Here is a 14,192-nt window from a genome sequence, read left to right on the forward strand (position 1 = left end):
CGAGCGGACACACTTTTTGTCACTTAACCCGAATTCGGTGCGGATTTTTTTGTGCGCTGTAGCGCTATAGAGCTGTTGCTATAGAGCTGTTAGGCCAGACTTTCTGCAAAAGTGGCTAACTCTACTGGTTCTGGCCTTCCGGCAGGCGGTTCCAGGAGCGCAGCTGAGAGTCGGTCAGGTTAGCGTAGACGCCAGTGCCGTTTACCTGGTCGCGTGCCCACTCCGGCTCAATGTGGCCTTCCGGCTTGTTGTGACCGGTAACGGTGCGAACCTGAGAACCCTGCGGGGCGAACAATTGCAACAGCAGGCCAATAGCAATCAGGGCGGCGATGACGACCAGCCACCAGTTCTCGACGTTGCCCTTGTGGTTACCAATGGTCATGCCCAGCAGGAAGATTACGGAAATCCAGCCGGCCTTCTGCATAGCGCTCTTGCTAATGCCGTGCCAGCCCCACTTCGCCGACGGCTCGTCGAGGGTGCTGACGCCGCGGTAAATTTCTTCCTTTGGCTCGTGGTTGCTCACTTGAAAGTCCTCCTGTTAACACTTTCGGCGAATTGCACTCTATATGCACTTCAGTCTATCTGCGGTTTTGCTGAAAGCGACTGAGCGCATTTTCAGACAATCTTGAGTATCGGGTGTAAGGATACCTTAGAACTTGCTGAAATTGGGACTTAGCCCGGCCGGAAACTGTTCGCCGGTGTGCTCGTTTGCCCAAAGTGGGGGTAGGGTGAGCACTCGTGACATTTCTTCTTGGAGTTTTACTCTTCGCAATCGGCATCGCGGTGACAATCGCCCTTCACGAATGGGGCCATCTCACCGCAGCTCGCCTGTGTGGAATGCGAGTGCGTCGATACTTCATTGGCTTCGGCCCAACGCTGTTTTCCTTCAAGCGGCATCACGCTGCGGCAGGTGGGCATGACACCGAGTATGGAATAAAGGCAATTCCCTTTGGCGGATTCTGCGACATCGCAGGCATGACAGCAATGGATCCCATCGCTCCTGCCGAAGAACCCTACGCCATGTACAAGAAGCCGTGGTGGCAGCGCATTATCGTGATGCTCGGTGGGGTGGCAATGAACCTCATCGTTGGATTCATCATTCTTTACTTCATTGCCGTGACGTGGGGTTTGCCCAACATGGGTAAGGAAATGGCGCCACGCATTCAGGCGGTGCAGTGCGTCTCGCCGGCACAGCGTGCCGACGGCACGCTGGAGCCCTGCACTGGTTCCGGTCCTGCAGAGCGCGCAGGGCTACGTGCCGGAGATGTGATTGAGAAGATCAATGGCACCAAGATCACGTCCTACCCCGAGGCTGTGTCTCTCATCGGTAGCTCTGCAGGTGGCGACATCAAAATGACCATCGACCGCAATGGCAGCACCCAGACGGTCACGGTCACCCCGGAAGTCGTCAAGCGCAAGACTAACGACGGGCAGGACATCGACCAGCCAGCAATTGGTATCGCCTTCCAGCGCCCAGAGACCATCCTTCACGAGTACAACGCAGTGACTGCCATCGGTGGTGCTGCCAGCTTCACAGGCAGTCTTTTTGGGGCGGTTTGGAATGGGCTGCTCTCCATCCCGGAGAAGGTTCCCGGTGTGGTTGCGTCCATCTTCGGTGCTCAGCGTGACCCGGCCAGCCCAATGAGCGTCGTCGGCGCTTCGCGTGCCGGCGGTGAATTGGTGGAGATGAACCAGTGGCCGTCGTTCTTCCTATTGCTGGCCAACCTCAATTACTTCCTGGCCGTGTTCAACCTCGTGCCGTTGCCGCCACTCGACGGTGGCCACATCGCCGTTGTTATTTATGAACGCATTCGAGACGTGATTCGCAAGGCATTCGGTAAGCCAGCGCTTGGGCCTGCCGATTACACCAAACTCATGCCAGTTACTATGGCCTTTACCGCGGTTTTGCTGGTATTCGGCGTTCTGGTCATGGCCGCTGACGTGGTCAATCCAATTGTGCTGAACCGCTGATAGCAGGTTGCGGCGTGCCAGCGTCGTCGTAAAGCAAAGCGGTGCTAACGTCAGCCCACATGGAACAAACTTCGCGCCGCAAGCCCCTGCTTCGCAGTATCTCGGCTGTGGCAATCACGGGTCTGGTGTTGTCATCCGCCGCGTGTACGCCGCGGCCTGACACCGGGCGCGAGGTGCTCGAGGAATTCCTGGGGGCGCTGGCGGGAGGGGACGTTGCTAAGGCGGCGGCACTGACTGATCACCCGGACTCCGCTGAAGGAGATCTGAAGGCGGCCACTGCCGGACTCCAGCCGGAGGGGCTTGAGTATGAGATTGCGGGTATCGATTCCAGCTCGAATCAGTCCTCGGCGGAAGTCGCCATGAATTGGCAGCTACCGCATCAGCGACGCTGGGGATATGACACCACTTTCACACTGACCAAGACTGAGACTGGGCAACGGGATTGGGCATTGCGCTGGTCGCCAGCATCCCTGCATCCACAGCTGGGGCGTAATCAGCACCCAGAATTGCGCACTATCGCAGCTCCACGTCCGTCTGTGGTTGGTTCGGACGGTGCGGCCTTGCTTGAGCCGGGGACTGTGCACCGGGTAATTCTCAATCGTGATGGGGCGGAGAATGTGCAGTCGTCGATTAACCGGGCGGCGACGGTCATCAATAATGAAATGCCGGAAGATGGTCCGAAGCTTGACGCGCGCGCTATAGGGGAGCAGGCAGCTGGTGGGAAGGGTAACTTTTCACTGATTGTGCTGCCGGCATCCACGCCGCAGCGAGTCAAGGATGAGCTCGCGGACATTGACGGAATTTCTGTTAACGATGAAGCAGCGATGGTGCGACCCGACCCGGGGTTTGCGCCTGATTTGATGAGCCGTGTGGAAAGGCTAGTGGACACTGGTGATCACGGTGCCGATGGCTGGAATATCGTGGCGGCCAACGAGGGCGGAGCAGTCGTCGGCACGCTCTATGAGGTGTCTCCGGATGTAGCCCCGGCGGTGCAGGCATCGATTAGTAAAAAGGTGCAGGACGCAGCGCAGAAGGCAGTCGATACGCGGCAAGATGCGAAGGCAATGCTGGTGGCTGTGCAGCCGTCTACGGGCAAGATTCTGGCGGTAGCCCAGACGGCGGAAGCGGATAAGGACGGCGACCTTGCGCTGATGGGACAGTTCCCGCCGGGATCGACGTACAAGATTGTCACTGCTGCTGCAGGTGTGCAGCACGAGGGGCTAAATGCGGGATCGACTGTGCCGTGCCCAGGTTCGATGGAGATCGGGCCGCGTATTGTCACCAACTACAACGGAAGTGGTGTCGGGAATACCTCGCTGAGCGATGCGTTCGCGCGGTCTTGTAACACCACGTTTGGCAACATCTCTCACAAGTTGGAGCCAGGGCAGTTCAAGGAGGAGTCCAAGAACTTCGGCATCGGCATCAACTATCACATCGCGGGCCTCGACACTATTACCGGCAGCGTGTCTGATGGCAGTGATGAAGTCGAGCGTATCGATGCGGGCTATGGGCAGGGCAATGACTTGACCAGCCCGTTTGGCATGGCGCTGGTTTCCGCGACGGTGGCGGCCGGACGCACTCCGACACCGTCACTCGTGCCAAGCGCGGGAACCTGGCAGTCGCAGGTATCAAAGCCACTGCCGCCTGAGGTTTTGAATGAGGTTCGCACACTCATGCGGGCGGTGGTGACCTCTGGTACTGGTTCGGCCATTGCCGGTCGAGGTGAAGTTTATGCAAAGACCGGTGAGGCCGAGTACGCTGGCGGCTCCCACGCTTGGTTTACTGGCTACCGCGATGATTTGGCCTTTGCCACGCTTATCGTTGGCGGTGGTGGTTCGGAGCATGCCGTGGCGATTACCGATGCCTTCTTTGCCAATATCGATGAAGGTTCGGGGGACGAGGGCTAGAGCATTTCTGGCTTTGAAACCGGCACAGGCCGAAAGGCTAATCCGGGGGTAGGGGTAGAGTATGTTCCATGATTCAGCGTTCTCCACTTACTCAGCAAAAGTCCACTCCAATTCGCACCGTTCCGGCACATATTGAACGGCCGGAGTACGCCTGGAAGGACGAGGTTCAGGAAGGCGTCGGCGAGCCGCTGGTACAGACTCCGGAAGATATTGAAAATATGCGAGAGGTCTCTCGCATTGCTGCCAACGCGTTGGTGGAGGCCGGCAAGGCCGTAACTCCGGGCGTGACCACGGATGAGATTGACCGGGTGGTGCACGAGTACCTGTTGGATCACGACACCTACCCGTCCACGCTGGGGTACCGCGGTTTCGAGAAGTCGTGCTGTGTGTCTCTCAATGAGATTGTCTGCCACGGTATTCCGGACACTCAGGTTATTGAAGACGGCGATATCGTCAATGTCGACGTCACCGGATACAAGAACGGCGTCCACGGTGACACCAACGCGACTTTCCTCGCGGGCAATGTCTCGGAGGAGCACCTCCAGCTAGTGGAGCGCACTTACAACGCCACCATGCGCGGCATTAAGGTCATCAAGCCGGGCCGTGAGATTAATGTCATCGGCCGCGTAATCGAGTCTTACGCTAAGCGTTTTGGATACAACACCGTTCGGGACTTCACCGGTCACGGTGTCGGTACCACGTTCCACAATGGTTTAATCGTTCTCCACTACGATGAGCCGAGCCAGGACACCATTTTCGAGCCGGGCATGACCTTGACTGTTGAGCCGATGATTAACCTTGGTGAGCTGCCGTACCACATCTGGGATAATGGCTGGACTGTGCAGAATGATGACTTCAAGTTCACCGCCCAGTTCGAGCACACGGTGCTGGTGACCTCCGACGGCTATGAAATCCTCACTCTGCCGGATGAGCAGAACGTGCCAGGTCAGTTCCAAACTGGTTGGAAGCCCGAGGCCTAACCCGTGCAGGCCCCTGCAGCTCTGATTGCCGGCTGCACCTCAGATGCCGGTAAGTCGGTTCTGGTCGCCGGCATGTGTCGGCTGCTCGCGCGCCGCGGCGTGAAGGTCGCACCCTTCAAAGCACAGAACATGTCCAACAACTGCGCTGTCACGCTTGACGGCGGCGAGATTGGGCGCGCGCAGGCTCTGCAGGCGCTCGCCTGTGGGCTGGAGCCGGATGTCTCCTTTAACCCGGTGCTTCTCAAGCCGGGCTCGGACCACACTAGTCAGGTGGTGGTGAAGGGCAAAGCCGATGGGCATGTGAGCGCTCTGACGTACCGGTCGCGTCGAAAAGCGTTGCGCGGGGTAGTCGCGGAGACATTGGAAGAGCTGCGGGGGCAGTTCGATGTCGTCTTGTGCGAAGGCGCTGGTAGTCCTGCCGAGGTCAATCTGCGAGAGTCAGACATCGCCAACATGGGCTTGGCAGAGCTCGCTGATTTGCCGGTTGTGGTCGCCGGCGACATCGACCGCGGTGGGGTGCTTGCACATTTCGTCGGCACGCATGCAATTTTGAGCCCCGAAGACCGCGCGCGGATTACCGGTTTTATCGTCAACAAGTTCCGGGGCGATGTTTCGCTGTTGACACCGGGATTGGACGTGGTGCGCGAGCACACCGGCGTGCCCGTACTCGGCGTAGTGTCTTTTATTCCGGGGCTGTGGATCGATGCGGAGGATTCGCTCGGCACAGTCGCTGGTGCGTCGGTAGGGCCGGCGAACGCACCGCTGGGTACGGAAACGTTGTCCGTGGCCGCCATTCGCTTGCCGCGCGTGTCCAACGCCACCGATATCGAAGCGCTTGCCTGTGAACCAGGGGTACACGTGCAGTGGACGGTCGATCCGTCGGTCGTTGCTCGCGCCGACCTGGTCGTGTTGCCCGGGACGAAGTCGACGGTCGCCGATCTCAAGTGGTTGCGCGAGCGTGGGCTTGACGACGTACTGGAGAACCGAGCCGCCCGAGGGCTGCCGCTGATTGGCATCTGCGGTGGGTTCCAAATGCTCTGCACCACCATCACTGACTCGGTGGAGTCGGTAGCCGGGACAGTGAACGGGCTTGGCGTGTTCGATACCGACATTGAATTCGCGGGGACGAAGACGCTGGTGAGCCACCCGGATGGCTCTTACGAAGTCCACAATGGACAGGTTGTGCGAAGCAGCGAGGCGCCTTTTATCACTGAGCCTGAAGAAGGGGCGCGGCGTGGCATGGTGATGGGCACGCACCGCCACGGCTACCTGGAAAATGATCAGGCGCGCCGTGAGTTGCTGATGGAAGTTGCAGTTGCCGTCGGTCGGGACGGCTTTGAGGTCAGTCCTAATACTTCGTTTGCCGGAGAACGGCTGCTGCAGGTCGACCTGTTGGCCAATGCAGTCGAGAAGTACCTGGCTGGGCCCGCATTGGCCCAGGCCACAGGTATTGAACAGCTGGGCTAGTTATCGAACTCCAGGCCCAGGATTGCGTTTTCAATCAGCTCTGGCAGTGCTGGGTGGATCCAGTGCTGGCCCTTGACAACTTCGCGCACATCCATTTCGAAGCTCATCATCTGGATGCACTGCTGCACTAGGGTGGCAGCCTGCTCGCCGATGAAATGCGCACCCAGCAGGCGGCCGGTGGAGCGGTCCGCAATCAGTTTAGCGAAGTCGTCGCGATCCTCCAGCGCCCAGCCGTAGGCGACATCGCCGTAGTTCTGTACCTTCACGGTAATCTCCGTGCCATTTTCCGCAGCCCAGGCGCGAGCTTCATCCTCGGTCATACCGACCTGACCAATCTGCGGATGTGAGAAGACTGCCGACGGAATGTAGCGGTGGTCAAATTCGCGCAGGTCCGACGGATTCAGCACGTTGTGGAAGACAACCTTGGCCTCATGGTTGGCAATATGCTTCAGCTGGTACGGGCTAGAGACATCGCCCAGCGCCCACACACCTTCGGCAGAGGTGCGGCCGTACTGGTCAACCTTGATGCGACCATCGTCGTGCATCGCCACACCACCGGCTGCAAGGTCCATACGGTCACCGTTGGGGATGCGTCCGGTTGCCACGAGCAGGGCATCGGCTGCGAGCTCCGTGCCGTCGTCAAGCGTGACCGTGACGATCTCGCCCTCCTGGGAGAGCTCAGTGATGGAGGTGTTCATACGGATGTCAATGTCGCGGGAGGCAACCTCGTGGAAGCGCTCGGAGATAGCGGCGTCTGAGCCACGCAGCATGACATCGGAGCGCACCAGCATGTGCACCTTCGTGCCGAAGGATGCGAAGACATGCGCGAACTCGCTAGCGATGTAGCCGCCGCCGACGACGATCATTTCGCGCGGAAGCTTGTCGACGCGCATGATGTTCTCGTTGGTGTAGTAATCGACCCCGGAGTCTGCGATGAGGCCCGGAACGTGAGGGCGGGAGCCTGCAGCGATGATGATGTTGTCGGCTGTGATGTCGACGGTTTCCTCGCCGATGCCGGTGCGAATAGTGCGAGGGCCGACGAACGTTGCGTGGCGGTCGTAGACATCGATATTGGGAGTCTCGTCCCCGCGGCGGTATGCCTCGCCGCCGTCGGCAATCTGGTCGACGCGCTGGGCAAAAACGCGATCCTGGATTTGCTTGAGATCAACGGAGCCGAAGGTGCCGTGCACGCCCAGGCGGCTGGCCTCGCGGATGTTGCGGGCGGCATCAGCGGCCAGAACGAACATCTTGGTGGGAATACACCCAACGTTGAGGCAAGTACCGCCGAAACGTCCTTCCTCCACCAGAGCGATACGGACATTGTCGTAGGCCGGGGCTGGAATGGAATTGCCGGACCCGGTTCCGATAATGATGACGTCGTAGTGGCGTGGGGTAGTCTCAGGCGAATTCTCAGTGGTCACAAGCACTCCTAGCATTCTGGTCAAACTAGTTTGGTTCAACCGTACTGAATGCTGATTTATTCCGAGTTCCTATTCTGTGCTCCTATTTTGAGCTGTCTCCTGGATTGACTGTGGCAAGGAACTGGAATGTCTCATTAAAAGCGCGGTCTAGTGCTTCGGGTGCGGAGAGATACACGTCGTGGAGAGCACCCGGAATCGCGACGTTGCGAGCCTGCGGTCCCAAGTGGGCAGTGGCATCGGCAATTTGCTCAGTGTTGAGGACAGAGTCAACGCGGCTGAGTTCCGGTGTGTAGTCGGAACCGAGAAGGTAGTTGTCCGAGTGGAGAACGAGCGTCGGCACGCCGGTATCGATACCGCGGCTGACACGTTGCTGGCCGACGATGATGGCATTGAGCCAACGCCAGTTCTTGTCATGGCCAGCCAGCGGCTTGAAAGTGCGGTTGTACTCCCAGCGTCCCTGGTGGTCGGCGCTAATGGATTTGCCATAGCCGCCCGCAGACTGCACCGGAATGAGACTGTTAGGGCGAATCCGCGACATAACGCGAGTCACCAGCGAGTACACGGGAGCCTTTGCCCGGGAAACGTGCAGAGTCAGCCACGGTGAGTTCAAGACGGCAGCTGTGACGGAAATATTGGGTGCTTGCGGGCAATGGCCGCCTGTGCTTCGTAACCAATCGAGCCAGAGCACGGCAATGAGACCACCAGTGGAGTGCGCATTAACAGTGACAGTTGTATGACCGGCGTGGTCTAACACTGCGAGTGCCCTGTTGAGATCCTCGAAGTAATTCGTTAGATCGCTGCAGCCATGCCAAGTCTGCCCCGGTTGGTGTGCGCGCCCGCACTTACGCAGGTCAATAGCGTAAAAGGCGTAGCCTTCGGCGTGGTACCGCTCCGCCACGTGCTTCTGGAAGAAATAGTCCGACATCCCGTGAATCCATAGAACCGCCGGACGTTTTTGGAAGTCGCTTGCCGACGAGTCGGGGCAGTAGCGGACCAATACCGCGTGTACGGATCCCTCACCGTCGGGATCCTGGCCGAGTTCGATGACATGTTGGCTGTAGTCTTCGCCTAGGTTATCGGGGTTAAAGGTGGGGGTAACGAAATCGGGAATATCGGTAGTCACAGGGTCAAGCCTAGCGCCGATTACCGGGGGTAGTGGGAATGTGTGCCACAATAGATTATGGACTGAGACGGTAGCTCTCTTTTGCGTCTTTAGTTGTGTGCGCGCATGTGAGCGAGCGCTAGTTTGAATCACTAATCAAGTTAGTAAGGATGTTGACAGCAAAATGGCTGATAACAAGCTTCCTGCTTCCAGTGGCGACGAGGTAGACGTCGTCCTCATCGGTGCAGGTGTAATGAGTGCGACGCTGGGTGTGCTGCTCAAGGAGCTCGAGCCATCCTGGTCACAGGTTCTGTTCGAGCGTCTCGATCAGCCCGCCAAGGAGTCTTCCTCCCCGTGGAACAACGCTGGTACCGGCCACTCTGCTCTGTGCGAGCTGAACTACACGCCGGAGAAGAACGGCAAGGTCGATGTCACCAAGGCTAAGCTCATTAATGAGCAGTTCCAGGTTTCCCGCCAGCTGTGGACCTCGCTGATTGAAAACGGCACCCTGACTGACCCGAAGGAATTCATCAACCCAGTTGATCACACCACCTTCGCTCAGGGGCCGGAGCAGATGGCGTTCATGCGTCGTCGCTACGAGGCACTTGAGAAGGAGCCGCTGTTCCACGGTCAGGAGCTCATTGAAGATCCGGACCGTTTCGCTGAGTACCTTCCGCTGATGTCCGAGGGCCGTGACTTCTCCAAGCCGGTCTCCGCTATTCGTAACCCGAATGGTACGGACGTTAACTTCGGTGCACTGACCAAGCAGTACCTGGCCGCACTGTCCGATATGGGTACTGAGATTCGCTACGGACACGAGGTCACCGGTCTGAAGCGCGACGGTTCCAAGTGGATCGTCACCGTGAAGAACCTGCACACCAAGGACGTTCGCACCCTGGTTGCCAACTTCGTATTCGTCGGTGCCGGCGGTGACGCACTGCCGCTGCTGCAGAAGGCTCGTATTAACGAGATTCGTGGTTTCGGTGGCTTCCCGGTCTCCGGCCAGTGGCTGCGCTGCACCAACGAGGAAGTCATTGCTAAGCATGACGCCAAGGTCTACGGTAAGGCTTCCGTCGGCACGCCGCCGATGTCCGTTCCGCACCTGGACACCCGTGTTATCGACGGCAAGCGCGGCCTGCTCTTTGGCCCGTACGCCGGTTGGAACATGAAGTTCCTCAAGAACGGTAACAACCTGGACCTGATTAAGTCTCTGCGTCCGGCCAACCTGCCGTCCATGATGGGTGTTGGTGTCCAGGAGATGGGGCTGACCAAGTACCTGATTACTGAGGTTCTGAAGGACTTCGACGCACGTATTGAGTCCCTGCGTGAGTACGTCCCGAACGCTCGCCCAGAGGACTGGGAGCTGATCGTCGCTGGTCAGCGCGTCCAGGTCATTAAGCCGATGAAGGCTCCGGTCTTCGGTACCCTCGAGTTCGGTACCGCGGTCATCAACTCGTGGGACGGCACCATTGCCGGCCTGATGGGTGCATCCCCGGGCGCTTCCATCGCTCCGGCTGTGATGATTAGCCTGATTGAGCGCTGCTTCGGCCGTCACATGGGCAAGTGGGCTCCGAAGCTGAAGGAGCTCGTCCCGTCCTACGGTACGCACCTGGCTGATGACCCGGCTCTGTTCAAGGAGGTCTGGGAGGCTTCCCAGAAGACCCTGAAGCTGGAGCGCTAGTAACTCGCTGAAGAGCTTCAAAGAGTTCAATTAAGCCAACATTGTTCTACCCCGCTGTGAGCCATCCGTTCGCAGTGGGGTAGAACTGTGCTTATGGAAAAAATCACGTCAGCGACCACTGCACAAACAGAGCCCACTTTTCCTTTTACTGCGATCGTCGGGCAGCAGCGACTACAGCTTGCGTTGATTCTGACCGCGCTATCCCCGGAGATTGGTGGTGTCGTCATCCGCGGTGAGAAGGGCACAGCCAAGACCACTACGGTCCGCGCGTTGGCGCCATTTCTCAGCGGATCGTTGGTAAACCTGCCACTCGGCGCTACGGAAGATCGAGTCGTAGGCTCCATCGATGTGGAGACCGTCCTGACTACCGGACACGCACAGTTCAATCCGGGACTACTCAGCGCGGCTGACGGTGGCATTCTCTATGTCGACGAGATTAACCTGCTGCCGGATCATCTCGTTGACTCCGTGCTCGATGCCGCAGCCACCGGTCGCGTGGTTGTTGAACGCGATGGTATCTCGCACTCCGCAACCTCCAGGTTCGTGTTGGTCGGCACTATGAACCCGGAAGAGGGCGAATTGCGTCCCCAGCTTCTCGACCGCTTTGGGCTCGCCATCGACGTCACCGCATCCAAGGATCCGGCTGTCCGCGCGGAAATCGTCGCCCGCCGCCTCGACTTTGACGCCGACCCGGAGAGCTTTGTCACGCGGTTCGCCGCCGACGACGATGCGCTACACGCTCGCATCGATCGCGCGCGCGCACTGCTTGACGACGTCGAATTGACCCCCAACATTCTTGGTCAAATTGCCACTGTGTGCGCTGCTTTTGATGTGGACGGGATGCGTGCCGACATCGTCATTGCACGTACCGCCCGCGCTCACGCTGCCTGGCGAGTAGCCGGGGACGAGTCGGCGCAGCCGGCACCCGGCAATCCAATTGAGATCACTGCGGAAGACATTAAGGTAGCTGCGGAAATGGCACTGCCGCACCGTCGTCGCCGTGACCCCTTTGATGAACCAGGACTGGACCAGGAACAGCTCGACGATGCTCTGCAGGATGCAGAGGAGCAGTTCCGAGATGACCAGAATCAGCCAGAGTCGAGTCCGGAGTCGGATCCAGAGCCCGATGCTGAGCAGGTCTCCCAGTTCGACTCCAACTCCGAACCTCAGGAGCCACAACAGTCGAATTCCTCGGGATCGAAGGGAGGTCGCGCCGCTGAAGGCGCCCCCTTTCGCCGTTCGTAAAATCAGCGTTGACGGTGTCGGCCAAGGGGATTCCGGTCGGCGTTCCAAGGCCATTGGCCCGCGGGGCAGCACCATTGGTGCCGAGCGGGGAGGCCATGGTCTCCACGTGCCGGCGACAGTGCTGGCGGCGGCCAATCGTGGCGCCCGCATGGGCGACTCCATGATTCCCCTGGAACCGGAGGACGTTCACGGCGCTATTCGACAGGGAACTGAGTCCAATCTGGTCGTCTTTGTCGTGGACACCTCGGGTTCCATGGCAGCACGCGACCGTCTGGCAGCCGTCACCGGCGCGGTCACATCGCTGCTGCGTGATGCCTACCAAAGCCGCGATAAAGTCGCTGTCGTTACTTTCCGCGGAAATAACGCCGAATTAGTTTTACCGCCGACGAAGTCTATCGACACCGCAGTACGTCGCCTCGCAGATGTCCGCACTGGTGGCCGAACTCCATTGGCCGAAGGATTGCTGAAGGCACACGAAGTGGTAGTTCGGGAAGCCCATAGGGAGCCCACACGGCGCGCAATCATGGTCTTGCTCTCCGACGGCCGAGCAACGGGTAAAAATGGCCTGCAGCAGGCGAGGGCTGTGGCCGCAAAGATCCGTCGTCAAGCGTTGGCGGCGACGGTGGTTATCGACTGTGAGCGCTCTCGCGTGCGGCTGGGGCTGGCACAGGAACTCAGCGTGGAATTGGGTGCGACCTGCATAAATCTCTCCGAACTCAATGCCGAAGCCGTGGCGGGCGTGGTCCATGCCTATCATCGAGACCATGGCACAAGGAAAGCTTGACCCCAAATCAATTCCCAACGATGGACTGACCACCAGGCAGCGTCGCATGATTCCGATTACTGCGGTGCATACGGGCCCAGGTAAGGGCAAGTCCACCGCGGCATTCGGTATGGCGATGCGCGCGTGGAATCAGGGGATGAATATCGGTGTCTTCCAGTTTGTAAAGTCGGCAAAGTGGAAGGTTGGCGAGGAAGCTGTCATGCGCCGGTTGGGCGAGCTTCACGACGACACGGGGGAAGGCGGCCCGGTCGAATGGCACAAGATGGGCGAAGGTTGGTCTTGGTCGCGTAAGCAGGGCACTGAGGAGGACCATGCGGCAGCTGCTGCCGAGGGATGGCAGGAGATTAAACGGCGCCTGGAAAATGAGGTGCACGACTTCTACGTCCTCGACGAGTTCACCTACCCAATCAAGTGGGGTTGGATTGATGTCGACGATGTGGTGGAGACATTGAGGAACCGTCCCGGCCGCCAGCATGTGGTGATGACTGGCCGCGATGCGGATCCGAAGCTCGTGGAGGTCGCGGATCTGGTGACGGAGATGACCAAGATTAAGCACCCGATGGATGTCGGACGTAAGGGACAAAAGGGCATCGAGTGGTAGCGCCTGGAATTGTCATCGCGGCGACAGCTTCAGGCACGGGAAAGACGACAATCTCCACGGGGCTGATGCGTGCACTGTCGCGTCGTCACGCGGTGGCACCTTTCAAAGTCGGACCCGATTATATTGATCCTGGCTATCACGGGGTAGCCGCTGGTCGTCCCGGGCGCAATCTGGATTCCTTTATGTGCGCGCCTGAGATGATTGGGCCGCTCTACGCACATGGAGCTGCCGACAGCGATATTGCGGTGGTCGAAGGGGTTATGGGGCTTTTCGACGGCCGCATTGGTGACGACCCGCTATCGGTGGAGGGCTCGACGGCTGAGATTGCCTCACTGTTGGGCCTTCCGGTGGTGTTGGTGATTGATGCCCGGCATATGTCGCAGTCGGCGGCGGCTGTTGTCCACGGTTTCTCCACGCTTCGCACTGACGTCCGTGTCAGTGGCGTGATTATTAATCAGGTGGGCAGCCCGCGGCATGCGGACATCATTACCCGTTCTGTGGAGGCCATGGGGGTCGAGGTGCTCGGCGCTATTCCGCGAGTGACTGATATTGAGGTGCCCAGCAGGCATTTGGGGCTGGTCACTGCAGTCGAGCAGGGTGAGCAGCTAGAAGCGGTCATTGAATCGATGGCCAACTTGGTGGAAACCTACATCGACATCGACCGGATTATCCAGCTTGCCCGGCAGCCCTATCCAGCTGAACCATGGGCCCCTGCACAGTTCGTTGCACCGCTGGCTCTTAATCGCCGCGTGCGCGTGGCGGTCGCGGCGGGTCCTGCGTTCTCGTTTACCTATGCAGAGCACCGTGAGCTATTGCAGGCCGCTGGAGCCGAGGTCGTGGATTTTGACCCATTGGTTGACGAACTGCCGGAAGCCGAAGGCTACATCGTGCCCGGTGGATTCCCGGAAGAGCATGCCGACGCGCTATCTATTCGTGATGACATTCGCCGCGATCTACGTCAGGCTGCCGACGATGGTGCGCTGATCCACGGCGAATGCGCGGGGCTGCTCTGGCTGCTTGAAGATCTCGGTGG

12 protein-coding genes are annotated in these 14,192 nt (G+C 59.1%); 9 read left to right on the forward strand and 3 right to left on the reverse strand.

Features of this window, described 5'->3' with window-relative positions; translation table 11 throughout:
* Positions 1 to 121: 121 nt before the first annotated feature.
* Positions 122 to 523, reverse strand: coding sequence for a DUF2631 domain-containing protein (locus tag HMPREF2849_RS05395; protein ID WP_016422566.1), 402 nt, complete (start codon positions 521 to 523; stop codon positions 122 to 124).
* 215 nt (positions 524 to 738) lie between these two features.
* On the opposite strand from HMPREF2849_RS05395, the gene HMPREF2849_RS05400 reads away from it, so the two are divergent.
* The 4 genes from HMPREF2849_RS05400 (at position 739) to HMPREF2849_RS05415 (ending at position 6,325) form a co-directional block, all read left to right on the forward strand.
* Positions 739 to 1,971, forward strand: a complete 1,233-nt coding sequence (locus tag HMPREF2849_RS05400; protein WP_070595125.1) for a M50 family metallopeptidase — start codon at positions 739 to 741, stop codon at positions 1,969 to 1,971.
* A gap of 59 nt (positions 1,972 to 2,030) precedes the next feature.
* Positions 2,031 to 3,878: a penicillin-binding transpeptidase domain-containing protein gene (locus HMPREF2849_RS05405; RefSeq protein WP_070546672.1), complete on the forward strand. Its 1,848-nt coding sequence runs from the start codon at positions 2,031 to 2,033 to the stop codon at positions 3,876 to 3,878.
* A gap of 68 nt (positions 3,879 to 3,946) precedes the next feature.
* The gene (map, locus tag HMPREF2849_RS05410) at positions 3,947 to 4,858 is read left to right on the forward strand and encodes a type I methionyl aminopeptidase (protein ID WP_070546670.1); all 912 of its coding nucleotides are present in this window, start codon (positions 3,947 to 3,949) and stop codon (positions 4,856 to 4,858) included.
* A gap of 3 nt (positions 4,859 to 4,861) precedes the next feature.
* On the forward strand, positions 4,862 to 6,325 hold the full coding sequence (locus tag HMPREF2849_RS05415) for a cobyric acid synthase (protein ID WP_069358763.1): 1,464 nt from the start codon (positions 4,862 to 4,864) through the stop codon (positions 6,323 to 6,325).
* On the opposite strand, the gene mtr is transcribed toward HMPREF2849_RS05415, so the two are convergent.
* The gene (gene mtr, locus HMPREF2849_RS05420) at positions 6,322 to 7,746 is read right to left on the reverse strand and encodes a mycothione reductase (RefSeq protein ID WP_246822118.1); all 1,425 of its coding nucleotides are present in this window, start codon (positions 7,744 to 7,746) and stop codon (positions 6,322 to 6,324) included. The genes HMPREF2849_RS05415 and mtr overlap by 4 nt on opposite strands.
* Positions 7,747 to 7,828: 82 nt before the next feature.
* Positions 7,829 to 8,869, reverse strand: coding sequence for an alpha/beta hydrolase (locus HMPREF2849_RS05425; RefSeq protein WP_049170801.1), 1,041 nt, complete (start codon positions 8,867 to 8,869; stop codon positions 7,829 to 7,831).
* Between the two features lie 163 nt (positions 8,870 to 9,032).
* Between HMPREF2849_RS05425 and mqo the strand changes: the two genes are divergently transcribed.
* The 5 genes from mqo to HMPREF2849_RS05450 form a co-directional block, all read left to right on the forward strand.
* Positions 9,033 to 10,529 carry a malate dehydrogenase (quinone) gene (gene mqo / locus HMPREF2849_RS05430; RefSeq protein WP_049170803.1) on the forward strand — a complete coding sequence of 499 codons (1,497 nt, stop codon included), beginning with the start codon at positions 9,033 to 9,035 and terminating at the stop codon, positions 10,527 to 10,529.
* A 93-nt stretch (positions 10,530 to 10,622) separates the two neighbouring features.
* Positions 10,623 to 11,774 (forward strand): magnesium chelatase ATPase subunit I, encoded by a 1,152-nt coding sequence (locus HMPREF2849_RS05435; RefSeq protein WP_048735587.1) that lies wholly within the window; start codon positions 10,623 to 10,625, stop codon positions 11,772 to 11,774.
* Positions 11,775 to 11,880: 106 nt separating this feature from the next.
* Positions 11,881 to 12,558 (forward strand): vWA domain-containing protein, encoded by a 678-nt coding sequence (locus tag HMPREF2849_RS05440; RefSeq protein WP_224784241.1) that lies wholly within the window; start codon positions 11,881 to 11,883, stop codon positions 12,556 to 12,558.
* A complete protein-coding gene (gene cobO / locus HMPREF2849_RS05445; RefSeq protein WP_042389270.1) occupies positions 12,539 to 13,159 on the forward strand; it encodes a cob(I)yrinic acid a,c-diamide adenosyltransferase in 621 nt (206 codons plus the stop codon). Before HMPREF2849_RS05440 ends, cobO begins: the two co-directional genes overlap by 20 nt.
* Positions 13,153 to 14,192, forward strand: a 1,040-nt coding sequence (locus tag HMPREF2849_RS05450; protein ID WP_070549639.1) for a cobyrinic acid a,c-diamide synthase CobB, incomplete at its 3' end; no start/stop codon positions are given. The genes cobO and HMPREF2849_RS05450, both read left to right, overlap by 7 nt.

This window comes from Corynebacterium sp. HMSC073B01, from assembly GCF_001838255.1.
In the GTDB taxonomy this organism is placed as follows: Bacteria; Actinomycetota; Actinomycetes; order Mycobacteriales; family Mycobacteriaceae; genus Corynebacterium; species Corynebacterium jeikeium_D.

Excerpts from the sequence above, each read along its gene's own strand:
- mqo (WP_049170803.1), top strand. The coding sequence starts at position 9,033 with ATGGCTGATAACAAGCTTCCTGCTTCCAGTGGCGACGAGGTAGACGTC.
- HMPREF2849_RS05405 (WP_070546672.1), top strand. The coding sequence starts at position 2,031 with ATGGAACAAACTTCGCGCCGCAAGCCCCTGCTTCGCAGTATCTCGGCT.
- HMPREF2849_RS05435 (WP_048735587.1), top strand. The coding sequence starts at position 10,623 with ATGGAAAAAATCACGTCAGCGACCACTGCACAAACAGAGCCCACTTTT.
- map (WP_070546670.1), top strand. The coding sequence starts at position 3,947 with ATGATTCAGCGTTCTCCACTTACTCAGCAAAAGTCCACTCCAATTCGC.
- cobO (WP_042389270.1), top strand. The coding sequence starts at position 12,539 with ATGGCACAAGGAAAGCTTGACCCCAAATCAATTCCCAACGATGGACTG.